Below are 24,574 nucleotides of genomic sequence, written 5' to 3'. Positions count from 1 at the left end.
TATAAATAGCACTCATTAACGAGTCTTTGATCCTCGTTAATCCACCTCGGAACTCCGTTAACGAGTCTTTGATCCTCGTTAATCCACCTCGGAACTCCGTTAACGAGTCTTCGATCCTCGTTAATCCACCTCGGAACTCCGTTAACGAGTCTTTGATCCTCGTTAATCCACCTCAGAACTCCATTAACGAGTCTTTGATCCTCGTTAATCCACCTCGGAACTCCGTTAACGAGTCTTTGATCCTCGTTAATCCACCTCAGAACTCCGTTAACGAGTCTTTGATCCTCGTTAATGAAGCTATGAACTTTACTGTTTTACCTCTTCCCCCATGCCCTATGCCCTATGCCCCAATTTTATTTGTGTCAATATCAAATTTGCTGGCGATCGCTTCTATTATTATTTGTTCAACTGCTGTAATCTGATTGTCAAGCTGGGCAATTTTTTTACACTGAACGAGCAAAGGTATAGCAAAATCACGATCCAGCTGATTGAGCAGTATATCCAAAGGCTTGGGTGATTTGATATTTTGGGCAATGGCATCCAACGAGGTAGGACTGAGTTTTACAGCTTGTAATTCTGGCAAAATTTCTTCCAAAGTCTTATCTGGATGACTAGCTAGGATCATGTGAACTAAGATTTGATCCATGACGGCTTCTTGAGCGATCGCACTTTCTAGATACTTTTCACTTTCGGCTTTTAATATTGCTAATGTCTGTGGCGATGCTAAGGAAGTGGATTCATCCAGCTTGGCTTCGTAAAATCGACAAGCAGCATAGCCCAATGAATAGATCATCGTCGCATTTGAACTAGCTCCAATCACTGCACCCGCCAAGGGCACATTTCGCAGCAAGCCTAATCCCGCAGCTTTCAACAAACGCTCTCCACCCAAAGCCAACCCAAAAATTGCTAAAATTTCACCTTTCCGAGCAGGATCTTTTAAATCTAGCCCGTAGACAGATGCAATTTGATAAAGCATTTCTGACTGTAATTTTGTTGTGGCTGTTAAATTAATTGCCAACAATGCCACTGCTATTCCTGGCAAAATACTAGTGGTTAGTCCAACTGTGGCTGCTTTAGTTGATTTTTCCACCATGATTCGGTGAGCAAGCTGGCTGGGTGATTCATTTGGATACTGTTTCTTCAGCTTGTTTACCGCTGCTTCTGCTTGTTCTAAATTAATAAGGTTAGTATCGTTAATGAGCCAATTGAGATTTAAGACTCCAGATAGTTTTCTAATCAGCCAATTTTCGCTGAGGCGATTTACAAGCTGACCGCTGTTTTGAGTTGTTTGCTCAATAAACTTGTGTGTTTCTTTTGCCGTCGCTTCTCCTACCCCTATTGCTGTATCTAAAACTGCTTGACTAGTCTCAGCAATAGTTTTAACAAAAGACTCTAATACAGAAGGTTCATTGTCTATTGATGATTTAGGCTGAATTGCTACTTCTGAAGTTTCTCTAGATGAATTAACTAATTTATTCACCTCTATGTCTTGGAGTTTGTCTGCCATTGCTCGACACCATCTTGTAAAGCCACTTTCTTTTGGTTGTAGCGAAGTCTGAGTGGCTTTGACATCTCTCGATAAGTACAATTCGTCAGAGTAAATAGGAATTATTCTGAGCTTTAACTATAGACATAAGATGGATGACAAAGGTTATAATTTTACCACTGATAACCTAATGTCAACAACACTTTGGCTTCTAAAATAGTGAGTATTTCTGGAGTCAAAATGCCCAGTTTTATTTGCAATCTTGTTTTATCAATTACCCGCAATTGGTGGCAAAGAGCAACTGAATCCCGTTCTAATCCACCTTCACCACTTTGAATTAATATAGGACTCATATTTGATTTCTGAAAAAACTCAGTACACTCCTAAATCAATTTTTTCCTGTTCCCCGTTCCCTGTTACCTCCCTACGCAAATATGTTCATTAATCAAATCGGATTCCTAACTTTTCCTTCTTACCAAAAAAAGCAAAATCAAGGTTGTGAACTCTCTGAATTTAGGTGTATCAAACTTTTTACTTATTAACTCTACCTTTATCAGCTTGATTTTCTAAAAAGTCGTTATCCTTAAGAATTTCATAGAGATTAGTATCTTGCTCTAGCAAGCAAGCGTGTCCACAATGGGGCAACACTACAATCTTGTTATTTGGTAAGATTTTCCCTATTCGGTTGACTTCGCTTACAGAAGGCAAAAGGCGATCGCTAGCACCAGCAATCAACAAAACTGGTTGAGTTAAACGCTTTAACTTTTCCTCATCAACATCAAACTCTCGCAGTAAAGACAACCGCCAAAGAACGGTTTCTGCCGGTACAGAACGCATCGTTTTTAGCAAATCGTGGCGATCGCTGCGAGAAATGCGTGACAAAGATGCTAAAAATGGCAACAAGCCTAGTGCGCCAATATCATACAATCCTGATGGCACTAGGTAAGTTAATTGGGATGCCCAACTTAGCCAAGGGCGAAGATGAAAAGACGAAGCTGGGTTAATTAGGATAATTCGCTTAAATAAATCGGGTGCTTGGATTGCCACTTTCATTGCCAAGCAACCACCAAAGGACTCACCGCACAGGTAAACTGGTCTTTGAGAACTTTTTTCTAATTCGGCATCGATCAAGTCCAATACACTCTTAGTTAGGACATCCCAAGTGTTAAGGTCTTTCCGGGGTAGCGCCAAACAACGGACATCGAAACCAGCTTCTAATCCAGCGGTTTGCGATCGCAATAGTTGACCGGTTCCATCCATTCCTGGCAAATATACCAAAAGTGGATACTCTGGCTGTACTCGTTTGGGAGTTAGGAAACAAGGGTTTAGCTCAACTTCTGTGATAGTCATTGGTCATTAGTCATTGGTCATTGGTCACTTGTACTGAGTTTCGACTGCGCGGTAATCGAGCGACTTGTACTGAGTTTCGACTGCGCTCAACTACCGCGTAGTCGAAGTAAGTCGAGATTCAACTACCGCGTAGTCGAAGTATTGGTCAATGGTATAAAATTTTTGTGCTGTTGATTGTTGCTTTCAAGTAAAGTTCGGTGGTTCTTACCTAAAACATTACCTAAAACAAATGTCCTTTTAGAGCAAGACATTGAAAGTCATAAGAACAATCCAAAATTGTTTGACTGAGCAAAGCCGTTCGCGTAGCGTTCCGCAGGAAAGTCCAAAATCAAATGGCTCTAATAGCAACCTTGACGTAGTAAATTGCTAATTTCGCCCTGACAGTGTTCTGTCAGTTCAGTCACAACAGTTCTGGCGTGTTTACCATGATATTTTTTATGATGTTGGGGCGTAATCCAATAAGGACGACCGATTAACACCGCAACTCGACGATAAATTACCAAGGGATGCCAACCATTTTGCTTAAATAAAGGTTCTGAAGGGTCGAATACACTCAAAAGTCTTAATGGGAAGCCATTGGTGTTTACTTCTTCTAAGGAAGCGATCGCGATCGGCAAAATAGCTAAATCCTGCACATTAGCTCGCAATGCCAAATGGGCAAATCCCCGTTGAAACTCACCCACCTGGCTTGGCTGAGTAAATTTCACCATTGGTGCAGTCCCTTCTGGAAATACTCCTACCATCTGCTTGGACTGTAATAGCACCTGTGACTGCGAAAAAAAGCTTTGCTGGCGGTTTTGAGTTTCTTCCAAGGGAAAACACCCCAATTGACCGGTGACAATCTCCCGCATGACTGGAACTTGTCCCATATAGTGATGGCAAGCAAAGCGAATCGGACTCGATAACGCCGCCATTAAAATCAGTGCATCCATAAAGCTGCGGTGATTGCTGACTACCAAAACGCTCGCATCCTGGGGAATGCGGTCTTCGTAATAGCGGAACATTTGCGTTGAGAATGCCGCCACCAAAGCGCGAGAAATCTCTAGGGGGCTATTTCCACTCATACTTAATCAATATATTTTCCGGTAAATATGGCAATTTGTCTGAATTTGATTTTTACATTTCTTTACTATTGCCATGACCGTCTTAAGATAGAAATATCTAATCTACAAGAGTAATTAGATTTTCTGTATTCTCGATTATGTATTCTCGATCACAATAATATCTAATATAAACTATTCAAAAAAATTATGATTAGTTAGTTTCCATTTTTTAGGTAAAAATGAGTTTAATTGATGCGTATTAAAAAACAATTCTGGACTCGATCGACTCGCTAGTATGAAGATGTGATTGGAAAAAATGGTAATAATGTTGTATAATTGCCTGGTTTTACCGATCAAAGGTAAGATGTAAAACGTTTTAATAAGTTAATTTTTATTTTGTATGAATCTAGTGAAAAAAAGATGAATAAAAAAGAATTTACATTTGCACTGACTACACCCCTATATTATGTAAACGATATCCCTCATATAGGCAGTGCTTACACGACGATCGCAGCGGATGTAGTGGCGCGATTTCAGAGATTACTGGGACATCAAGTATTACTAATTACAGGTACAGATGAACATGGGCAAAAAATTCAGCGATCGGCAGAAAGTTTAGGGAAAGCGCCACAAGAATTTTGTGATGAAATTGTCCCTAGTTTCGTGAGTTTATGGCAATTATTAGATATTCAATACGATCGCTTTAGTCGGACTACTGCGCCTCATCATCAAGCGATCGTTAAAGAATTCTTTGAACGAGTCTGGGAATCTGGTGATATTTACCAAGGACAGCAACAAGGCTGGTACTGTGTATCCTGCGAAGAATTCAAAGAAGAACGGGATCTGCTAGAAGGACACCGTTGCCCAATTCATACTAACAAAGAAGTGGAGTGGCGAGACGAACAAAACTATTTTTTCCGCTTATCAAAATATCAAACTAAGCTGACAGAATTTTATCAATCTAAACCGGATTTTATTCAACCAGAAAGTCGGCGCAACGAAGTCCTCAGCTTTGTCAATCAAGGACTGCAAGACTTTTCCATTTCACGAGTGAATTTAGATTGGGGCTTTCCCGTGCCAGTCGATCCCAAGCACACTCTCTATGTCTGGTTTGATGCGCTGCTAGGTTATGTCACAGCATTACTAGAACCAGATGCAGAACCAAGTTTAGCAAATGCGTTACAAACATGGTGGCCAATCAACTTGCATCTAATTGGTAAAGATATTCTGCGCTTTCATGCAGTTTACTGGCCAGCAATGCTGTTGTCGGCTGGCTTACCCTTGCCAGAGAAAGTATTTGGGCATGGCTTTTTGACTAAAGACGGGCAAAAGATGGGCAAAAGTCTGGGTAACACCCTCGATCCTGTGGCATTAGTTAAAAGCTATGGTAGTGATGCCGTTCGTTATTACTTCCTTAAGGAAATCGAATTTGGCAAGGATGGAGATTTTAATGAAGTTAGGTTCATTAATGTTCTGAATGCAGATTTGGCAAATGATTTAGGTAATTTGCTCAATCGCACCTTGAGCATGGTGAAAAAGTACTGTGCTGAGAATAATGTCCCATCAATCGGCAATGAAGGGATTCCTGACGAAAATCCTTTGAAAGCAATTGGTTTACGTCTAGGGGAACAGGTGAAACAAGCATACCAAGAGCTAGCTTTCAGTCAAGCTTGTGAGGCTATCCTTTCACTGGCGCAAGCCAGTAATAAATTTATTGATGAACAAGCTCCTTGGTCATTATATAAACAGGGACAGCAGGAGTCGGTGGAAAAGGTTCTCTACGCAGTTCTAGAATCAGTTAGACTAGCAGCTTATCTGCTATCCCCAATTATTCCGAACATTAGTAGCGATATTTATCAGCAGCTAGGCTTCAGAATAAATTTTAACGATCAAAAACAAAGTTCAGTTACGGCTCCTTTTGCCATCCATGCTAAATGGGGGCTACTATCGAGCAAACAACAGTTGGGTAAACACCAACCTGTTTTTCAGCGAATAGAACCTCCGAAAAACGATTAGTCCTTATCAAACTCTGATTTTGTTCAATTTTTTTATTTTCTCACAAAATTTATCGTGGCTCAATTTAAATTAGCCGCGGAACATTATCATAAGCCGCTGTGACTAGCATCTAAAAGTTGGTAATTTGTATCAAAAATAACAGGGATAAAAATTGAGGTATCACAACGATGTTGAATAATTTGGAAAACGATTCAATATTTACGCCAGAACAAGTTTTGGAGAATCGGGGTAGGGTCGCCATATTTATTGATGGCTCAAATTTATTTTACGCTGCATTACAATTAGGGATTGAAATCGATTACACGAAGCTATTATGTCGATTAACAGGAGGTTCTAGATTACTGCGTTCTTTTTTCTACACAGGTGTAGATCGGACAAACGAGAAGCAACAGGGGTTTTTGCTGTGGATGCGTCGCAATGGCTATCGAGTCATTGCTAAAGATTTAGTCCAGCTACCAGATGGCTCTAAAAAAGCTAACCTGGATGTAGAAATAGCAGTAGACATGATGGCACTTGTAGATTCTTATGATACCGCAGTTTTAGTTAGCGGTGATGGAGATTTAGCTTATGCGGTTAATTCAGTCAGCTATCGTGGTGTGCGGGTAGAAGTTGTGAGCTTGCGTTCCATGACCAGTGACAGCTTAATTAATGTAAGCGATCGCTACATTGATTTAGAAGCCATCAAAGAAGATATTCAAAAAACTCCTCGCCAAAGCTATCCATACCGACCGTTATCTGGGATCGGTTTTTTGGAAGACCCCAGAACTAGTGATGGACACCTAGAAATTCAAGAATAATGGCGTATCAATTTCATAAAAGAGGGAGATGGGGAAAGAGAAAAATTCAAAATTTCTCCCCCACTCCCTCCTTTCTTATTTTACCTTTGACCTTTTTATTAGTATTTGGTTTAGCCGCTTGCGGGGGCAAATCCCCTACAACTTCGCAACAAAATACTGCGGATTCATCTAATAAAGATAGCAATTTGACTTTCTTTGATGTCACCCTAGAACAAGCAGATGAAGTGGGAAGACCAATTTGGACAGTCAGGGCTAAAACCGCAAAATACACCAAAGAAAAACAAATTGGTCAGGCTGAAAGTCCTTATGGTGAATTATATCAAGATGGGAAAATTGTTTACCAAATCAAGGCAGATGTAGCAGACATTGAACAAGATGGGAAGCAATTGTTTCTAAAAGGTAAGATATTTGCCACAGATCCTAGTAATGGGATTGTGTTGCAAGGTAATGAATTAGAATGGCGTCCCAAAGAAGATTTGTTGATTGTTCGTAACCAGATTAACGGCACTCATAAACAACTACAAGCAGTAGCGCAGGAAGTGCGAGTTAAAACTCGCGAACAACGGATGGAATTTTCTGGAGGAGTAGTAGCAAATTCTATCGATCCCCAGATGCAACTGAGAACTGAACATTTAATCTGGAATATTAAAGAAGAAAAACTGATTGGCGATCGCCCTCTAGAAATTGACCGCTACAAAGATAATAAAATTAGCGATCGCGGTAAGGGGAATTCTGCCGAAGTCAACTTAAAAACAAAAATTGCCACTGTCCAAAAGAATGCTCAACTAGAATTACTAGACCCACCAATGCAAATAGCTAGTAACTCTATGACCTGGAACATGAACGCAGAAACTGTAACTACAAACTCACCTACGCGAATGTTCCAGCGTGCTGAAAATGTCACAGTGACAGCCAATCAAGGTGAAATGAAAATACCGCAAAAAACCGTTTACTTAAAAGGTAACGTCAACGCCGTTGGTCAGCGTCGCCAGTCTCTCAGATCCAATACATTAACTTGGTATTTAGACAATAAGTTAGTTGAAGCTCAGGGAAATGTTGTTTACCGACAAATTGACCCACCATTAAATTTTGTGGGTGAAACAGCAGTTGGTAATCTGCAAACAGAAAATATTGTTGTCAAAGGTGGTAGTTCTAGCGGTAGGGTAGTAACGGAGATTATTCCCCAAGAAAGAGCCAATCGTCAGCAGTAAAGTTAGCTGAATGGGGCCCATCTTCACCCAGAAATTTTGGGTTGGTCGAGTACTAGACTAGGATCTTAGTAATACAAGCCTTTTCATCGCCCATGAATGGATCAAACCGATTAAGTAAGGAATCCTTGCCAACATCCCAGCAAGTAGAACATTCCCACTATCACGATACAGACCACGAGCATACAGATGGTACTCATGGGACTGGAGAGTTGGCTCATCCCCATATCCATAGCGAAGAGTCTTTACGGCGAATTGTCAATCGATTATCGCGTATAGAAGGACATGTTCGTGGTATTAAGGCAATGGTCGAGCAAAATAGCCCTTGTCCTGATGTTCTACTGCAAATTGCCGCAGTGCGGGGCGCATTGGATCGGGTAGCGCGAATTGTTTTGGATGAACATTTAACTGAGTGTATTGCTAGAGCCGCACAAGAGGGTAATATTGACGTTGAAATTAAACAGTTAAAAGCTGCTTTAGATCGATTTTTACCTTAAAAATTAAGGTTCTTCAGTACCTGTTATGCCAAATTATTAGTTAAACATCAAAACTGGACTTTAAAATCAAGTTTAGAACGCTTAAGTTCCAAGAATTGCCTAAAATATTAAAAATAATGCCTGTTTTTCTTGTGCAGCAATGTTTTCAGCTTTTTAGTAGATTAATTTAGCATAATAAGTACTGAAGAGCCAAAATTAAAAAAATCAAAAGTTAACTAGCACGACAAGACATTTTGTAGAGAAGCAATATTTGGTGTATTAATTTAGGCAAAGGGTTATTTATGCCAAAATTAATACAAGTGTTTTATCCTTATAGCTAATGGCCTGTGAAGTTCCAAAATACTTATAAAGTATATTTTTATACTCTTGAAAGCGTATGAGGTAGTTAAATTTTGGCATTATCTATCTTGCCAAGTAGCTAGCTACACCTAGTTATTAAACTTTTATTTGAGTGAAGTTATTGCTTGAGAATAATGTATGGAAAATAAGAACAAAGAAAAAGCTATAAATCAAATTTTGCTGGGACTTGCTTTAAAATTTGTTCCGTTGATTATCGTTGGATTATTTAAAGGATATTTAAATAGTTTCTTTCCTAATTTGAGTATATTGATAGCTATTTTAATCGTAGGCTTTTTCCTAGTAGGATATGTATTTTTTATTAAAGGATGTTATCTCTACAGTAAAAGTAAAGGGTATTCGTATAAATGGGGATGGCTAGGGTTATTAAGTTTGCTTGGCTTATCAATTTTATTACTTATTCCTTCAAGGGAAAATATAGCCTCTTTTCAAGATGAAATATTGACAGATGAACCCTGGGATAAAATTAATATTCCAGAGTTATTCCTATCTTGGCTAATTGCCCTACCCGTTTTATTTTGGTCTATATTAGGACTATTTTATTCATTCAATAATTTGAATTTTACCGACATAATAAAAAATTTAACCATTCTTAATTTATTAACTATAGCCTATAGCCTTTTTTGGATATTTATATTATTAAAAACTTTGCAGAAAGCAGGGTTAAAGTTTAATAAAATTATTGGTTATAAAAATTATGTTAATTTAAAATTGGTTACAGTTATTATTGCTATAGAGTTTGCTTTTGCAAAAGGATTTAATACCTTAATATTATACAACTTATCATTTGTCTTTCCAAAATATGTAGAAAGTTATATTAATGAAAAAGACTTTACTAATATTTTAGAAATGATCCTCTGGAGCTTTTCAGTTATGCTCTTAGCCCCTATCATAGAAGAATTCTTTTTTAGGGGAATAATTTTGCAAAAATGGGCAGTTAAATGGGGGGTAAGAGCAGGAATTTTAACTTCATCTTTGTTATTCGCAATTTTACATTTTAGATTTGATATTATTCCGTTATTCATCATGGGTACTCTATCCTCAATTTTATATTTTAAAACCCGATGTTTAATAACATCAATGCTCTTTCATTTTTTCCATAACACTCTTGTTACAATTTTAAATGTCGTAGATTATTTCAACACACCAGCAATTGAAAGAAGTGCATTTATTTCGGTGAAAGAGTATCAAGCTTACATACAACCGTTATTAAATCAACGAGTTTTTCTGCTAACTATTTCTATTCCCTTTCTTTTATACTTTATTTATAAAAATTTCCCTAAAAATGATGCAATTATTCCTTATTACGCTAACGAGGCAAAAACATCTGAAATAAATTAGTTTAATCTTATCTTATAAAAAAATTATGCTTGGCTCCACTTGTAAATATCAAATAGACCATTTTGTAATTTATACATCTCAATGACTTTAAAAAAGTATAATTTTAACTATTGTCTAAATATAAATGAAAACAAACCTATAATTATTTTTTTGCACGGCTTTATAGGAAACATTCATGAATTTGATGAAGCCATAAAATTGCTGTCTGAAAATTTTTCTTATCTCACCCTTGACTTACCAGGACATGGTAAAACTGAAGTTTTAGGAGGTGATGAATACTATCAAATAGAATCTACTGCTCAAGCAATAATCAATTTATTAGATGAACTAAAAATAGATAAATGCCACTTAATTGGTTATTCGATGGGCGGAAGATTAGCTTTATACCTAACTTTACATTTCCCAGAACGTTTTATTAAAGTTGTATTAGAATCAGCTTCCCCAGGTTTAGCAACAAAAGCAGAACGATTAGAAAGAGTTAGACGTGATGATCAAATAGCTAGAAAATTAACCAGGAGTATTATTCAAGCTGATTTTGCTGCTTTTTTGTCCAATTGGTACAATCAACCGATTTTTGGTTATATAAAAAACCATCCAGAATACGATCGCATGATAGAAAGTCGCTTGCAGAACAACCCGCAGGAATTAGATAAATCATTGCGCTTCATGGGAACTGGATGCCAACCTTCTTTGTGGGAAAAGCTACAATTAAATACAATTCCCATGCTTTTACTAGTGGGTGAATACGATAAAAAATTTATATCTATTAATACAGAAATAGCTAAAATATGTGAATTTGCTCAGATAAAAATAATTAGCAATTCCGCACACAATATACACTTTGAAAATACCTTGGCATTTGTGGAAAATATCAGAAGCTTTTTATCCGCAGCAAGTTAAAAATTAGGATAATTTCATTACTTCTTTACTGCCTTGCTAGAAGGAGTTGGGGATGGTGACAAATTCGGGGCTGTTAGTTGTTTAGCTGCGGTTAATTCTTCTTGCAACATTTTCTGATAAACTTTAGGCAAAGAGTTACTAACAGAATTAGTTTCTATACCATATCCCAGACTTGTCCAAGTGGGAGAGAGCCGTCGCAAAACATCATTTAACTTTCCCTGACGCAACAGTTGAGAAATATTAGTTCCCCAAACTTTAGAATCATTTAACCAACGGTAAACTACTACATCTTGATATTCTGCTTCAAAACTATAAGTAGTCCAAAACATCATTCGCATCGGCTTTGGGTGATAAAGAGGGGCTAAACGATACCAAGTAATGTTGATAATTTGATATCTGCCAGCAGCAGTAGAACAATTACCTGTATTGGGGCCTGTGACAATTGTGACGCATATCTCAGGATGTCGACTAAGGTCGTTGACTTGCTGTCCACCGTATAACAGCGAATAGGGACGGTTTCCACTCGCCTCACTTGCCGAGATGGTTCGCATTAAAGCGCGGATATAAGGGTCGCCCTCTTTCATTACCAAAGGCGGCTGTTTATTTTCAAAGATGGGATCGGAAGGCGATCGCAAGTCTCCAATATACCATTGCAACAAATACACAAAGCCGAGAAGCGCGGCTATTGGACCGATAAGTTTTTCAACACCTTTGAATTCAAAGCCTTTCAGAGTCTAACTCCTTCAAATTCACTCTTTTTGCTAACAAAAATCACCGACGAACTGATTCTAGTAAAGTTCACACCTGATTGTTAGTTATTATTTCCGATTTGCTGATTTTTTGAGGAATTAGCAAAAAAGAGTATAAATACAGGAGTTTGCAAGTAACTGAGATACAAAATGCAGGAACGCATCAGATATAAAGAGTTTCTACTTCCTGCCTCAAAACCCGTAGCTTTCTACTTTATGCAAAAGAAAACTACTGTAAGTATAGCAAGCGAGATACTCCCAAAAATCCCGACCCTGTATAAGCTCAATCACTTTTAGTAGCATCTACTCTCGGTAATAATTGCTTCCTTGCTCAAATTGGGCGATAAGTCGATACAACCTGATGACAAAGGTTTAGATTTAAATTGACACCGATTCACATCTGTGAACCCTTATAAAAGGTCTGTATTAAGACCGATTGAGAACTGCAATCAGGGAGATTGGGTAATTAATCAGTCTGTTTCTCTAGCCCGCATCAACTTCGTATCTTAAAATACCAGGATTTTCCTGAAGACACTGTAGATAACAAATGTTACTGTGGGCTAGTTGAAAACCAAGAGGCAGATAGCCTTTAACAATATTGAATCTGCTTTGTGTTTTTACACAATAGTCATAGTCATGGGCACAATATTCAAGTAGCTTGAAATATGAAAATCACTCGTATTCTCCACCAGTTTGAAAAACTATGGTTAACCGTTTTACTTCCGTGACTACTGCTCTTACACTTAAGGTAGTTGGAATAATCTGCATTTTGTCCTTTTTTGTTGACTTTTTGATTCTGTTGTTACCCTTTCAACCCACCGATCGGGTATGGCAAATCAATTTGGGAACAGCGCTCGTCGATCGCGGAATTGTCCCTCTAGTAGGTTTAGGGCTTCTGTTTGCTGCCTATTGGATTGAGAATGCCGATGCTGCAAGCGATCGCCCCCAAGGTATCGATTTAAGATTTCCCGCCGCGATTATCTCCAGTATTTTAGGGTTAATGTTCTTGCTGATTTTTCCCCTGCACCTAAATAACGTCAATCAAGCCAAGACTCAAACACTCAACCGAATTACCCAAGAAGCAGACCAAGCAGAAACTCAACTAAACACTCGGTTATCGCAATTGCAAGCACAACTGAATACTGACCAAGGAAAAGCGCAATTAGAACAGCTGCGAAACCAAACCAAAGCTCAGTTTAGTGAAATCCTCAAAGATGACCAAAAATATAAGCAAGCAATTGAAAGCCCTCAAATTCCCGCAAATATCAAAGAGTTACTGAAGAAGGCTAAAACAAATCCCCAAGTACTTGACAAAGCCATCGAACAACAAACAGATGTTCAAACGCTGCAAACTCAACAACTAAGCCAAGTTCGCCAGCGCCGAGATGAAGCACTGCAACAAGCTAAAGATACTGCTTGGAAATCTGGGCTGCGGATTGGTATTAGCAGTTTGCTATTGTCCATTGGTTACATTATCATCGGCTGGACAAGCCTAAGAGGTAGTGGTGGTGTACAAGGTGGTAAACCTAGAACTGCTGCACGCTAATCCACTATTGGCATGGCAGTAAGAAGTATCCAAAAATTATTGACGGCTGATACTGCCATGCGCCTAATAGCTAATAACTAATAACAAGACAATTATCACTGAGTAAAATCGCTATAAAACTTGAGTAATGTTCTCAATTTACATACTGACATATAACGAAGAACTAGATATTGCTGCTTGTATCGAATCGGCGATGTTATCAGATGACATCATTGTTGTGGATTCATGCAGTAGCGATCGCACTGTGGAAATCGCCAGTCGCTATCCCATCCGCGTTGTCCAACACGCTTTTGAAAGCCACGGACGCCAACGTACCTGGATGTTAGAGTCTATCCCCCCAAAGCATCAATGGGTTTATATCCTTGAAGCTGACGAGCGTATGACACCAGAACTGTTTGCGGAATGCGAAAAGGCAAGTCAGAATCCAGACTACATCGGTTACTACGTGGCTGAACGCGTCATGTTCATGAATCGTTGGATTCGCTACAGCACACAGTATCCCCGTTACCAAATGCGACTTTTCCGCCACGGAAAAGTGTGGTTTACAGATTACGGCCATACTGAGCGGGAAGTTTGTGAGGGTGAAACTAGTTTTTTAAAAGAAACATACCCACACTACACTTGCAGCAAAGGTTTGAGCCGCTGGATTGACAAGCACAACCGTTATTCTACGGATGAAGCTCAAGAAACCTTGTATCAGCTAGAACAGGGAAAGGTTAACTGGCAAGATTTATTCTTTGGCAAATCGGAAGTCGAAAGACGGCGTGCCCTGAAGGATTTATCTTTACGTTTGCCCGCCAGACCGTTGCTACGGTTTATATATATGTATTTTATCTTAGGCGGATGTTTAGATGGACGCGCCGGAGTGGCTTGGTGTACATTACAGGCATTCTACGAATACCTGATTTTGCTCAAAGTCTGGGAAATGAAGTATCTGCCAAAACCTAATTTAGATACAACAGCAATTTTGGTACAAGAGAGTAGGCAACAGTTGCAGGGCGCGGATTCTGAAACTACACAGGTTGATGTGGCGTGAAGAGGGCTGGAGATTAAAAGGATTTCTTGTATGGCGATGCCTACGGCGGTAAACTACGCAAAATCATAGGGCACACAGATATACTACACAGATCCCTGACTTTGTAAAAGTTGTCGGGGATTTTGTTTTTCATAATTCAAGGCTAGACAAAAGAGACTTCCAAATAAAAAACATCCCAAATTCTTTTGTGAGACGGGTGTCACCATCTCTTTTATATTCAGGGTGGGGAGAATACTCACCCTACAAGATGGATAATTTATTTCTTGAGAATCCCTAATAAATTAATATTTGTAACAGAATATTTTCATAAAAGCCACCCTTACTCAAATGTGAGTGACTGACCAGATAAAATAATTTATTAGTTTATCCTGTAGTACTTTCACAATCATGAGCAGTTTTTGATTAAGCCCGATAGATTAATAATACCTAAGAATTTGCAACAAATTTTTATAAATATTATAAATAAAAGTAACATCCTCTAAGAATAACCAGTCGCCATCGGATTGGTTAATGTCTATGTGTATGCTTATAGGAAAATAGCTGATTTCCAGCAGCAGGCAACTTGCTAGCGTTGTAGACAGTTACTTGTGGCAGAATCTGCCAAAGTTAAAGCCTTCGGAATTTGACGAATCTGCTGGTATGGATACGAATAACAAAAGTTCCTCTAGCTTAAAACAGGAGAATCGGGGCTTGGTAATCGATCGCCTAAAACAGGACTTAAAAAACGACCTAATTGCTGGTTTGTTGGTAATAATTCCCCTAGCAACCACTATCTGGCTGACAATTACCATTGCAAGTTGGGTAATCAACTTTCTCACCCAAATTCCCAAACAATTAAATCCCTTTGATGGGTTAAACCCATTTTTGGTAAATATACTTAATTTATTAGTAGGTTTAGCCGTACCACTACTAAGTATATTGCTGATGGGCTTGATGGCTCGAAATATAGCTGGGCGGTGGTTGTTAGATTTTGGTGAGCGATTATTACAAGCAATTCCTTTAGCAGGACAAGTATACAAAACTCTCAAACAGCTTTTAGAAACAATACTGAAAGATTCTAATGGCAAGTTTCGCCGGGTAATTTTGGTGGAGTATCCTCGCCGAGGAATTTGGGCGATCGCTTTTGTTACTGGTGCAATCAGCAGTGATATCCAAGCCCAGATGTCTCGCCCTGTACTAAGTGTTTTTATCCCCACCACTCCAAATCCGACTACCGGATGGTACGCAGTCGTTCCTGAAGACGAGGTGGTGAATCTCTCCATGTCGATTGAAGACGCCTTTAAAATAGTTGTATCAGGTGGCATTGTCGCCTCCAATACGCCTTTGGTTTTCCCCAAAGAGTCCACATTGGAAGTGAAACACGAAGAGATTAAGCAGCAGGTTATTCCTGTTGAAGAAACGTGAAGAAGGCAGGAGGTTCAATATTAGTCATTAGTCATTAGTCATTTGTGTTTACCAAGGACAAATGACTAATGACAACCTCACCAGTTGATGTGCAACTTAAATTACGTAACAGCTTATTTCTCCTGCCTCCTGCCTTCTGCCTCTCTGGAATCAATCTGGCATAGTAGTCACAAGCAAATGCGTAATGTTGTTTAACTGTGCCAAAATTGATAGGCTTATAAGTTTGTCTTGCCTAGTTAATTCAGTTCTTGCACAATCACCCCTCAGTTTTATGCAACCTCGTAAACCCCAGCAAATTGCTCGTGAATTGGCGCTTTTAAGCCTTAGCCAATTGCCAGTCAACCCAAAGAAATTAGAGAAATTGGAAGACGACCAACTAGTATCCAAGTTGGTGCTAGGAGCAGTACGCACTCTGACCTCAGAAGTACAAGATACCCTCGATAATGCCGCAGGTGAGCTGCAACGCAGTAACGATCGCCTCTTAAGCAGCCAAACTCGGGCCTCCGACCTCAATACTGCCAGAACAATGCTTCAAGAAGCGATCGCCTGCACCCAGACAGCAATCAATCAGTTGGGTACAGCAGTTGATTTCCCAGTATTGATTCAATTAGCGAATCAGGACAAGGGAGTTCGGAATTACGCTAAAGAGCTTGTAATCACCGTCAACGAAAATCGACACATTATAGATGAACTCATTTCTGCTGCCTTAGTAGATTGGCAAGTAACTCGCCTCGCCCAAATTGACCGCGATATCTTGCAAATCGCCGTGGCAGAAATGAAGTTCTTAGGAGTTCCAGACAGTATCGCCATCAACGAAGCTGTGGAGCTAGCCAAACGCTACAGTGGAGACGATGGTCATCGGTTTATTAATGGTGTTTTGCGCCGAGTCACTGAGCAGAAAAAAACTGCGTAGTACTGCCGCGGAATTCATAATTTCTTTACTGCCGTAGAAAAAAGTCTGTAGCCCTTGTGCGGCTTCCTCCAAGCGGAACCTCTTCCAAAGGGAGATGCTGCGCAAACAGAAGAAACCTCTTATTATAACGATTTTGTTTCAACTGGCGTTGAAAGGTGAGGATAACCCGGAAGTTTTCACCCCAAGAAAAAGTACAAAGTTAAATTAAACTCATAATTTATAACTTAATAACTCATATAACTAATACTGCTGCAATGGTTTTTAATTGGTTCCGTCGTCAACATAACGATTCCTCTAACACTCCCTCTGATAAGAAACAGGAAGAAACTCCTCCTGCAAAAGAACCCCAACCAGAGCCAGCCGAAACCTCAACACCAACTGCTGAAACTACACCAGACACAACGGCAGACTTATTGGCATTTGCAAAAGCTGCCTACAAAAATATTCAGCAAAAACAGCAAGTCGAGGTAGTAGAAACCCCACCCGATTCAGCAGATACCTTAGCACCATCAATACAATCTGAAACCGCAGAAACGGTAACTGCGGAAATAACCGAACCAGAAGCTACTAATACAACCCTAGAAACAGCACAGCCAGAAGTTATCCAAGCTGCTAGTGAGGAAGAAATTAAAGAAGATTCTTCAGTGGCAGCAATTGCTGAACAGCCAGATGTTTCCAGCCCAGAACTCACGGCAAGCGAAGTTGAACCAACACCCACCGAACCACTGGCTACGCCAGAGGCAACACAGCCAACAGCACCAGCTAACTTATCCTTTCTAGAACGGGCGGCGGCAGAACGGCAAGCCAAGCTAGAACAACTAATAGCCACCGCCATTGAAGTTCCAGAACCGGAGGTAGTACAGTCAGTAGCGACAACCTCAGAAACAAAAGAGGAAATTCCTGGATTGGTATTTGATGATGGATTTGTCTGGTCAGCGAAAGTTCTAGCAGCTCAAGGTAGAAGTGCAGAAGACGTTTCTATTGAAGAAATTACCTGGCTGAAAAAGCTCCGGCAAGGGTTAGACAAAACTCGCCGTAGTATTCTTAACCAACTGAAGGCGATCGTTGGTCAAGGGCCGTTAAACTCTGCTGCTGTGACAGAAATTGAGGCATTGCTTTTACAAGCTGATGTTGGTGTAGAGGCGACAGACTTTATTATCAATGCCCTACAGACAAAACTGCGAGAAGAAGTTACCGCACCCGAAGAAGCGATCGCTTTCCTGAAAAAAATCCTCCGGGATATGCTGGATGCACCAAGCAAAACATCACAAAAAACTACCTTTACCCCAGAAAAAGAAACCTTAAATATTTGGTTAATTACTGGGGTGAATGGTGCTGGTAAAACTACAACTATTGGCAAAATCGCCCATCTGGGACAAAAATCTGGCTATAAATGCTTGATTGGCGCAGCAGACACCTTCCGCGCCGCCGCTGTGGAACAAGTAAAGGTTTGGGGTAGTAGAAGTGGCGTGGATGTAATTGCCAATCCGGGAAAAAATACAGATCCGGCAGCAGTTGTATTTGATGCGATCGCAGCCGCCCAAGCGCGTCAAACCGAATTACTTCTGGTAGATACAGCTGGGCGACTGCAAAACAAAAAAAATTTAATGGACGAACTCGGTAAAATCCGGCGAATTATCGACAAAAAAGCCCCAGATGCCAAAGTAGAATCTCTTTTGGTTCTAGATGCAACTTTAGGTCAAAATGGACTGCGGCAAGCTGAAGTTTTTTCCCAAGCTGCCCAACTCAGTGGTGTTGTCTTAACCAAGCTAGATGGCACTGCTAAAGGCGGCGTTGCCCTTGCCGTTGTACAGCAGCTAGGTTTACCCATTCGCTTTATTGGTGCTGGCGAAGGAATTGAAGACCTACGCCCCTTTTCGAGCTATGAGTTTGTCGAAGCTCTTTTGAGTGGTTAATTGAAAAATTTCGAGTTAAAAATTTTTCTTACCAAACTTAGGACTTACGCAATATTGTATTATTCTCTGGGAGACACTGCGCGTTGGCGTCAGTCTCTGACAGAGAAGGAGGTTCAATAAATTAAGCTTTTTAGTTATTTTTGCGTAAGTCTTAAAACTGATAAATTTAGGGATGACCGATCTGGTATTATCACTTGAACTAACTAGAAACAGTTCAAGTCCTAAAATTATGAATTTGTCACAATAAATAGGTGACTTTTGCTAAAATTTCTAGCTAATGCCCTTTTTGAGGTCTGAAATGGGCTTTTTAAATGTAGCAGCACGGTATTTAGTTGCGACATACAAAATCCCCTAGATTTTCATCTTGCAGCAATTGAAAAGGCAATCGAGACGCTCATCCCCACAAATACAGCTCTATTGTGGGATACAGCAGTCCCAATGGTGAGCAGTACGTTGGGGAACTAGCGCGAGTGATTTCAGCGCTGCGGGAGGTTTATTCCTCCGTAGGTGTTTGCTGTTGGCTATGGCGACTTACTCGTGCAACGTCTATCGAAAGGTTGAAACTCTGATGGTTAACTGAAAAGACTCTTTCTGACTTTTGACTTAAAGTTCTTAGAAGATATTTCTTCTATTTTTAGTGTCATCTCTTCTATTCATATCTTACACTTACCAAATGACTCACCCCTAGAATAAATTACAGGCTAATGGTTTAACTCTGTTACCTCTGACTAAGAAGGTAGAGTTACTTCACTTTTATCCAGTTTTGATGGATTTAAATTTTGCGTATTCAGCAACTCAAAATTCACAAAACGAGAAATTAAAAATGGAAAAGCTCAATCTTGGCGATTATCCAAGCATTTATGGTATACAAATTAAGTATTTGAAAACTTATTAACATATTCTCAGGTTTGGGAACGAGTGTAGTTCTGTTTTTGAGCAAATCAAGCTCGATTTGAGCGCTTATAGAGGTTTTTACTCAAAAAACTACTAGTGTTCTAGTTGCTTCTGCCCAAACAGTACCTCTGAGAGCGTTAGAAATTATTCTTTGAATAAAGTATTTTTCTAACTTTAGAGATATGCTTTGGTAATTAAGTTATGAAAAAATGAAAAACTTTCTAATATATCAGCAAAACTAGTAATTTTTACGGGTAGAATTTGGACTAAAAATACATGATTTGAAATTCCTAATAGTTCATCAAAAATACAATAAGCAAATAAAATACTTATAAATTTTGCCTGTTACGTCTTTATACTCTTGCTAAAATGGCAAGTCTTGTCTAAATATGGTTTAGCAATGCCAAAGCCAAAAGATTTATAAATAATCTAAAATCTGCCAATATAAAGTGCAATAATACCCGTGCCTGTGTCTCAACTGCCCTCTCAACCCACTGATAATAGTAGTAGTGCCGCGACGGATGTCACACCAGTCGTGGCACTCAAAGAACTCGTGGCAAGGTTGCACCGGGAACAGAACAAAATTCAAGATTTGCTAAGTTCTTTAGGATTTGCCCTGAGAAGTTTCAATAATTTGAATCAGTTTTTAGAACTGATTCCGCTGATGGCAACAAGAGTGACAGATGCAGACGGTAGCGCCCTGTTTCTCTACAAACCTAATGGTCAAGTCAGGTTAGAACAGTTACATTGGCAAGATAGTGGCCAGCGCAAGAATATCCGCAAAGCGCTAGAAATAGCCAGTAGTCAAATCACGCTTTTACCCAATACTGCCCCCCTAGCGAATGCCACGGGGATTTTAGATGACCAGATGCATCGTTATTTGGGGCCAGATGTGCAAATCTTTGGTACGGCGATTCTGGTAAAGCATACAGAACGGGGATGGCTCTATGTCTTGAGCCGCGATCCAGAATATAGTTGGACAGAAACCAGGCAAAAGTTAGTTAGGTTAGTGGCAGACCAAACAGCAGTAGCGATCGAAAATGATGAACTAGCTGTAGAACTAAGAAAAAAAGAACGCCTAGACCAAGAACTAGAAATTGGCGCAGAAATTCAACGGCGACTTCTACCACGTCAATGCCCTACAATTCCAGGTGCAGTTCTGGCTGCACGCTGTAAACCTGCCAATCGCGTCGGCGGAGACTACTACGACTTTATTGCTACCAATCATAATAAGATTCAGCCCAAGATCAAAGGTGGCAGCGAAACTAGTCGCTGGGGTTTGGTTATTGGAGATGTCATGGGCAAAGGTGTCCCCGCTGGGCTGATTATGACGATGATGCGGGGAATGCTACGGGGAGAAGTGCTACATGGTAATTCCCCAGCCGGAATTCTACAAAACTTAAATAGAGTTATGTATGCGGATTTGGAAAATTCCCATCGCTTTGTAACGCTATTTTACTCAGAATATAACCCTCACAGCCGAATTCTGTCTTACAGCAATGCGGCACATAATCCTCCCTTGTGGTGGCACGCAGCGACAAAAACTGTCACCCGTTTAGATACTTTGGGAATGTTAATCGGTTTGGATGCTAACAGCCAATATGAAGATGCCCAGGCACAGTTAGAGCCTGGAGATACAATTATTTACTATACAGATGGCTTAACTGATGCCGCTGCTGCTGGTGGCGATCGCTTCGATGAAGATAATTTTGTTACTGGCTTCAATACTGCTTGTAAATACTGCAATGGGCCAGAGGAGATTGTAGATTACCTATTTGACCAAGTTCAGCAATTCATCGGTGCTGATAAACAAAACACTGATGATATGACACTAGTTGTTCTGCAAATCTTATAATCATTGGCTATTTATACTCGATCGAGTCCATTGATCAATGCTTGCGTTTATGGTGAGAGAGGATTTACCACAGTGATTACACTAAATTTAATTTTTTATTTATTTTTCTTTTAATTTTCGTAGCGATCGCCCAAATGGTTGCACATCAACCTTTTTTGATAACTTGTTTGTATTTAGCCTTTAGGATAATACATAAAAAATGATCCTTAGAATACTTTTCTGTTCAATTAAAAACTATATATTTTGCACATCTAGCACAGTAGGAAACGCCAAGGGGGAGAGCAGGTAAAAGGTAAAATGTACAAGGTAAAAAGTAAAAGGTAAATTTACTTCTTCATTTTTGCTTTCTTTATATCCTTGTGACGCAAGCATTTGGTCTGCTCCCTTTTGGCGTTTTAATTTTTCCTTTCTCCGCCGTAGCAAGTTCACAACAGCTACGACGGAGTTTTGCTTTCTTAGTTTCTTCGTCCCAGATTTGGTTTTTTTAAACTTCCTTTAATGATTTGTCAAGATATTTCTGAAAATATTTTTAGATGAAGAATTGAGATTGCTATTCTTGCGCCCCAGCTTTTTGTAGACTCCGCACCACATTTTTATAACCATTAAATTCTGCAATCATCAAAGCAGTATAACCGCCCCGGTTTTTCAAATTCACATCTGCCCCAGCTTGGAGTAATAACTGCACAATTTCACCATAACCTGCTGAAGCAGCCCACATCAATGATGTGGCCCTTGCTGAGTCTTGAAAATTCACATCTGCCCCCTTTGCTAGCAGCAAATGTACGATCTCTTTGTGTTGGCGTTCGGTTGCCTTGATCAAAGCAGTTTTGCCATCATCCCCTGGAATATTCACATCAGCACCATAATCTAACAACACTTGCACCGTTTGGGTGTGTCCTTGTGATGCAGCCAACGTCAAAGGTACTTCACCAAGACTTTTCCCATTTATATCTCCGCCAGAACGTACCAGTGCCTCGACAATTTGGCTATGTCCCTGCAATGATGCTACAAGCAGTGGTGTATCGCCCAGGTGGTTGCTAATTTGGACATCTGCACCCTTGTTAAGTAAGATTTGCACGACATCAATGTAGCCTTCCACAACGGCAAGGTGTAAGGCAGTTTCACCATCTCGATCTTGAAGATTAATCTCGGCACCTCCATCTAGTAAAGCTGCTACGATCGCACTCTGTCCAGCCGCTGCTGCTGCCGATAGGGCGGTTCCACCATCAGCGTTTTTCACATTCACATCAGCCCCTGCTGCTAGCAGTGCTTCCACAATCTCCAGATGTCTCAAATCTGCCGCTAGCATTAAAAGTGTCTCACCCTCCTCATCTGGGATATTGACATCGACACCAGTTTGGAGAATTGCTTGTAAAACTTCTATTTTTCCCTGCTTAACGGCAAGTTTCAACGCCGTATCATTATCTTTATCAGCAATATTAACTTGGGCACCAGCAGCCAATAAAACTCGCACTACATCAATATAACCTTTGAGGACTGCTGCCATTAATGCTGTACTGCCATCTTCATTAGTGGCATTGACATCTGCACCTTTAGATAATAAAAGTTGCAAAATGTCAAGCTGTTTGGCACTAGCCGCCAACATCAAAGCCGTCAAACCATAGAGTTTTCTGGGCAAGTTGATATTTGCCCCGGCATCAAGCAGCGATCGCACAATTTCGGTGTAACCTAAATTGGCGGCAAACATTAACGCCGTGGTACCTTGGCGATCGCACGCGTCCACCCTTGCACCAGCAGCCAATAGCGTACACAGACCCTTAATATCACCACTTTTAGCAGCTTTGAGCAGCAAAGTATCGTTGTTTTCAGTCATGGATGAGATCCCACACAGGGGGTTTTGTTCGTCTACCCTCAAAATTTAGTCTGAGATTGTTTATCCACTTTGGCAAGAGGGTAAAGGAAAATAGTCGGGGGAGTCTCTTTTAATTTGTGCAAATTTAAGCACAGAAAATAGAGTTATGCTAATTTTTATGAAGATTTAATTATTAGGCGAGAACACGATGAGTCTGGAACTTTCTACGTCGGTGAAATATTGGCTAAACTTCTTCCATCCGGTGCTCATGTGGGCGCTATTAGTACTCTCAATTTATGCTGCCTATTTAGGACTGCAATTGCAGCGTACTAGAAATGCTCAGGGGGAAGAAAAAAAAGAATTGATTAAAGGTAGATATAACGTCAGACATTACCAAATCGGGTCTATACTCCTAGCTTTGATGGTAGCAGGTGCGATCGGAGGGATGGCTGTCACTTACATTAATAACCAAAAGTTATTTGTCGGGCCTCACCTACTAGCAGGACTGGGTATGACAGGTTTGATTGCATTTTCTGCTGCCTTGTCCCCTTATATGCAAAAAGGGGCAAATTGGGCGCGTGCAACTCATATTTTAATAAATTTCACCCTTTTGGGACTTTTTGCTTGGCAGGCTGTTACTGGCGTGCAAATTGTCCAAAAAATTCTCACTCAAGCATAGTTAGCCTTGTAGGGTAGCACAGCTGTGCTACCCTACAAACGTACAAATAATTTAGAATTATTGATTTTTTAAAAATCCCTATCAACACTTTTGCTTAAAATTAGCAGGAAACGGTATTCCCAAAGATTTATGAAAATCTTCCTGAACTTTGCGAGTTAAGCGGCGGGAGACTTGGCGGACAATTTGATTAAGTAAGCGATCGCCTGTAGATTGAATTATAGACTTGGGTAATCGCTGAATAAACCGGGGAAAGTGAAGATAAACGATCAAATCCAATTCCCATTCAACTCTTGTAACCTTATCAATGCTAGTGGAAACATCGGTTTCTTTTAACTCTAGAGATGCCCGATAATCTACGTCATAACCAGGCGGTTGGTAGTCAGGAATGGGAATTGTACGGATGCGGTAAATACCCTCCTCTGGAGGCAACAATTCCAAACCTATTTTTGGTTCTACTTCATAACCAAAAGAACCAAAACGACCAATTGTTAAAGCATAGCCATTTTCCCCAAGTGATTGTACCTTCATGGGTTCAGCGCAGCGCGAAAACCATGAGGCGTGAGCATTGAGATACTCAGCAACCTTCTCTACTGGGGCAGCCATTTCCATAAAATCTTGATAACGACCGTAAAATTTTGTCAGCGTCGCTACATTTGGTTCTGTTAATGTGTCCTCGGCTTCTTGAGTAGACACTACAGGTAAAACAGCTTCTGTTATTTCCCAGGATTTATATTCGCCTTTTCTTGACAGCATAAATGCATTACTCTATATTTT

20 protein-coding genes are annotated in these 24,574 nt (G+C 40.0%); 13 read left to right on the top strand and 7 right to left on the bottom strand.

Annotation, left to right across the window (positions count from 1 at the left end; genetic code table 11):
* Nucleotides 1-340: 340 nt before the first annotated feature.
* From NSTC731_RS10820 to NSTC731_RS10805, 4 genes are all read right to left on the bottom strand, one after another.
* Nucleotides 341-1,507, bottom strand: coding sequence for an EcsC family protein (locus NSTC731_RS10820; protein ID WP_445632062.1), 1,167 nt, complete (start codon nucleotides 1,505-1,507; stop codon nucleotides 341-343).
* Nucleotides 1,508-1,659: 152 nt separating this feature from the next.
* Complete coding sequence (locus NSTC731_RS10815; protein WP_445630801.1) at nucleotides 1,660-1,839, bottom strand: type II toxin-antitoxin system PemK/MazF family toxin; 180 nt, start codon at nucleotides 1,837-1,839, stop codon at nucleotides 1,660-1,662.
* 178 nt (nucleotides 1,840-2,017) lie between these two features.
* A complete protein-coding gene (locus NSTC731_RS10810) occupies nucleotides 2,018-2,836 on the bottom strand; it encodes an alpha/beta fold hydrolase (RefSeq protein WP_445630800.1) in 819 nt (272 codons plus the stop codon).
* 338 nt (nucleotides 2,837-3,174) lie between these two features.
* Nucleotides 3,175-3,900 (bottom strand): lysophospholipid acyltransferase family protein, encoded by a 726-nt coding sequence (locus tag NSTC731_RS10805; RefSeq protein ID WP_445630799.1) that lies wholly within the window; start codon nucleotides 3,898-3,900, stop codon nucleotides 3,175-3,177.
* Nucleotides 3,901-4,275: 375 nt separating this feature from the next.
* Here NSTC731_RS10805 and metG point away from each other — a divergent pair, with 375 nt between their 5' ends.
* From metG to menH, 6 genes are all read left to right on the top strand, one after another.
* Nucleotides 4,276-5,895 carry a methionine--tRNA ligase gene (gene metG / locus NSTC731_RS10800; RefSeq protein ID WP_445630798.1) on the top strand — a complete coding sequence of 540 codons (1,620 nt, stop codon included), beginning with the start codon at nucleotides 4,276-4,278 and terminating at the stop codon, nucleotides 5,893-5,895.
* A 167-nt stretch (nucleotides 5,896-6,062) separates the two neighbouring features.
* A complete protein-coding gene (locus NSTC731_RS10795) occupies nucleotides 6,063-6,692 on the top strand; it encodes a LabA-like NYN domain-containing protein (RefSeq protein WP_094348455.1) in 630 nt (209 codons plus the stop codon).
* Entirely contained in the window at nucleotides 6,692-7,903 is a 1,212-nt protein-coding gene (gene lptC, locus NSTC731_RS10790; RefSeq protein ID WP_445630797.1) for an LPS export ABC transporter periplasmic protein LptC, read from the top strand. The genes NSTC731_RS10795 and lptC overlap by 1 nt, the downstream gene beginning before the upstream one ends.
* Before the next feature lie 92 nt (nucleotides 7,904-7,995).
* Nucleotides 7,996-8,397 carry a metal-sensing transcriptional repressor gene (locus NSTC731_RS10785; protein ID WP_445630796.1) on the top strand — a complete coding sequence of 134 codons (402 nt, stop codon included), beginning with the start codon at nucleotides 7,996-7,998 and terminating at the stop codon, nucleotides 8,395-8,397.
* Between the two features lie 477 nt (nucleotides 8,398-8,874).
* Entirely contained in the window at nucleotides 8,875-10,095 is a 1,221-nt protein-coding gene (locus NSTC731_RS10780) for a lysostaphin resistance A-like protein (protein WP_445630795.1), read from the top strand.
* Nucleotides 10,096-10,176: 81 nt separating this feature from the next.
* Complete coding sequence (menH, locus tag NSTC731_RS10775; protein WP_445630794.1) at nucleotides 10,177-10,995, top strand: 2-succinyl-6-hydroxy-2,4-cyclohexadiene-1-carboxylate synthase; 819 nt, start codon at nucleotides 10,177-10,179, stop codon at nucleotides 10,993-10,995.
* Between the two features lie 17 nt (nucleotides 10,996-11,012).
* Here the strand turns inward: menH and NSTC731_RS10770 are convergent, their stop codons facing one another.
* Nucleotides 11,013-11,660 carry a glycoside hydrolase family 24 protein gene (locus NSTC731_RS10770; protein ID WP_445630793.1) on the bottom strand — a complete coding sequence of 216 codons (648 nt, stop codon included), beginning with the start codon at nucleotides 11,658-11,660 and terminating at the stop codon, nucleotides 11,013-11,015.
* 787 nt (nucleotides 11,661-12,447) lie between these two features.
* Between NSTC731_RS10770 and hpsJ-B the strand changes: the two genes are divergently transcribed.
* The 6 genes from hpsJ-B to NSTC731_RS10740 all read left to right on the top strand — a co-directional run bounded on the left by hpsJ-B (nucleotide 12,448) and on the right by NSTC731_RS10740 (nucleotide 21,308).
* A complete protein-coding gene (hpsJ-B, locus tag NSTC731_RS10765; RefSeq protein ID WP_445630792.1) occupies nucleotides 12,448-13,290 on the top strand; it encodes a hormogonium polysaccharide biosynthesis protein HpsJ in 843 nt (280 codons plus the stop codon).
* Nucleotides 13,291-13,417: 127 nt separating this feature from the next.
* Nucleotides 13,418-14,326, top strand: coding sequence for a glycosyltransferase family 2 protein (locus NSTC731_RS10760; RefSeq protein WP_445630791.1), 909 nt, complete (start codon nucleotides 13,418-13,420; stop codon nucleotides 14,324-14,326).
* Between the two features lie 639 nt (nucleotides 14,327-14,965).
* Nucleotides 14,966-15,730 carry a DUF502 domain-containing protein gene (locus NSTC731_RS10755; protein WP_335004592.1) on the top strand — a complete coding sequence of 255 codons (765 nt, stop codon included), beginning with the start codon at nucleotides 14,966-14,968 and terminating at the stop codon, nucleotides 15,728-15,730.
* A gap of 271 nt (nucleotides 15,731-16,001) precedes the next feature.
* Nucleotides 16,002-16,643 (top strand): transcription antitermination factor NusB, encoded by a 642-nt coding sequence (gene nusB / locus NSTC731_RS10750; RefSeq protein WP_445630790.1) that lies wholly within the window; start codon nucleotides 16,002-16,004, stop codon nucleotides 16,641-16,643.
* Nucleotides 16,644-16,897: 254 nt separating this feature from the next.
* Nucleotides 16,898-18,559 (top strand): signal recognition particle-docking protein FtsY, encoded by a 1,662-nt coding sequence (ftsY, locus tag NSTC731_RS10745; protein WP_445630789.1) that lies wholly within the window; start codon nucleotides 16,898-16,900, stop codon nucleotides 18,557-18,559.
* A gap of 1,357 nt (nucleotides 18,560-19,916) precedes the next feature.
* On the top strand, nucleotides 19,917-21,308 hold the full coding sequence (locus NSTC731_RS10740; RefSeq protein ID WP_445630788.1) for a PP2C family protein-serine/threonine phosphatase: 1,392 nt from the start codon (nucleotides 19,917-19,919) through the stop codon (nucleotides 21,306-21,308).
* A gap of 550 nt (nucleotides 21,309-21,858) precedes the next feature.
* Here the strand turns inward: NSTC731_RS10740 and NSTC731_RS10735 are convergent.
* Nucleotides 21,859-23,142: an ankyrin repeat domain-containing protein gene (locus tag NSTC731_RS10735; protein ID WP_445630787.1), complete on the bottom strand. Its 1,284-nt coding sequence runs from the start codon at nucleotides 23,140-23,142 to the stop codon at nucleotides 21,859-21,861.
* Nucleotides 23,143-23,329: 187 nt separating this feature from the next.
* Here NSTC731_RS10735 and NSTC731_RS10730 point away from each other — a divergent pair, with 187 nt between their 5' ends.
* On the top strand, nucleotides 23,330-23,800 hold the full coding sequence (locus NSTC731_RS10730; protein WP_099099590.1) for a DUF4079 domain-containing protein: 471 nt from the start codon (nucleotides 23,330-23,332) through the stop codon (nucleotides 23,798-23,800).
* A gap of 81 nt (nucleotides 23,801-23,881) precedes the next feature.
* On the opposite strand, the gene NSTC731_RS10725 is transcribed toward NSTC731_RS10730, so the two are convergent.
* Nucleotides 23,882-24,553, bottom strand: coding sequence for a DUF1997 domain-containing protein (locus tag NSTC731_RS10725; protein ID WP_445630786.1), 672 nt, complete (start codon nucleotides 24,551-24,553; stop codon nucleotides 23,882-23,884).
* Nucleotides 24,554-24,574 lie beyond the last annotated feature (21 nt).

The sequence above is a fragment of the Nostoc sp. DSM 114167 genome, assembly GCF_052692655.1.
This window is presented reverse-complemented; position numbering and strand designations above follow the sequence as displayed.

What these genes read in the sequence shown, in the direction of transcription:
- NSTC731_RS10820 (WP_445632062.1), bottom strand. Translation starts at nt 1,507, where the DNA reads ATGGCAGACAAACTCCAAGACATAGAGGTGAATAAATTAGTTAATTCA.
- NSTC731_RS10815 (WP_445630801.1), bottom strand. Translation starts at nt 1,839, where the DNA reads ATGAGTCCTATATTAATTCAAAGTGGTGAAGGTGGATTAGAACGGGAT.
- NSTC731_RS10810 (WP_445630800.1), bottom strand. Translation starts at nt 2,836, where the DNA reads ATGACTATCACAGAAGTTGAGCTAAACCCTTGTTTCCTAACTCCCAAA.
- NSTC731_RS10805 (WP_445630799.1), bottom strand. Translation starts at nt 3,900, where the DNA reads ATGAGTGGAAATAGCCCCCTAGAGATTTCTCGCGCTTTGGTGGCGGCA.
- NSTC731_RS10795 (WP_094348455.1), top strand. Translation starts at nt 6,063, where the DNA reads ATGTTGAATAATTTGGAAAACGATTCAATATTTACGCCAGAACAAGTT.
- lptC (WP_445630797.1), top strand. Translation starts at nt 6,692, where the DNA reads ATGGCGTATCAATTTCATAAAAGAGGGAGATGGGGAAAGAGAAAAATT.
- NSTC731_RS10785 (WP_445630796.1), top strand. Translation starts at nt 7,996, where the DNA reads ATGAATGGATCAAACCGATTAAGTAAGGAATCCTTGCCAACATCCCAG.
- NSTC731_RS10780 (WP_445630795.1), top strand. Translation starts at nt 8,875, where the DNA reads ATGGAAAATAAGAACAAAGAAAAAGCTATAAATCAAATTTTGCTGGGA.
- menH (WP_445630794.1), top strand. Translation starts at nt 10,177, where the DNA reads ATGACTTTAAAAAAGTATAATTTTAACTATTGTCTAAATATAAATGAA.
- hpsJ-B (WP_445630792.1), top strand. Translation starts at nt 12,448, where the DNA reads ATGGTTAACCGTTTTACTTCCGTGACTACTGCTCTTACACTTAAGGTA.
- NSTC731_RS10760 (WP_445630791.1), top strand. Translation starts at nt 13,418, where the DNA reads ATGTTCTCAATTTACATACTGACATATAACGAAGAACTAGATATTGCT.
- NSTC731_RS10755 (WP_335004592.1), top strand. Translation starts at nt 14,966, where the DNA reads ATGGATACGAATAACAAAAGTTCCTCTAGCTTAAAACAGGAGAATCGG.
- nusB (WP_445630790.1), top strand. Translation starts at nt 16,002, where the DNA reads ATGCAACCTCGTAAACCCCAGCAAATTGCTCGTGAATTGGCGCTTTTA.
- ftsY (WP_445630789.1), top strand. Translation starts at nt 16,898, where the DNA reads ATGGTTTTTAATTGGTTCCGTCGTCAACATAACGATTCCTCTAACACT.
- NSTC731_RS10735 (WP_445630787.1), bottom strand. Translation starts at nt 23,142, where the DNA reads ATGACTGAAAACAACGATACTTTGCTGCTCAAAGCTGCTAAAAGTGGT.
- NSTC731_RS10730 (WP_099099590.1), top strand. Translation starts at nt 23,330, where the DNA reads ATGAGTCTGGAACTTTCTACGTCGGTGAAATATTGGCTAAACTTCTTC.
- NSTC731_RS10725 (WP_445630786.1), bottom strand. Translation starts at nt 24,553, where the DNA reads ATGCTGTCAAGAAAAGGCGAATATAAATCCTGGGAAATAACAGAAGCT.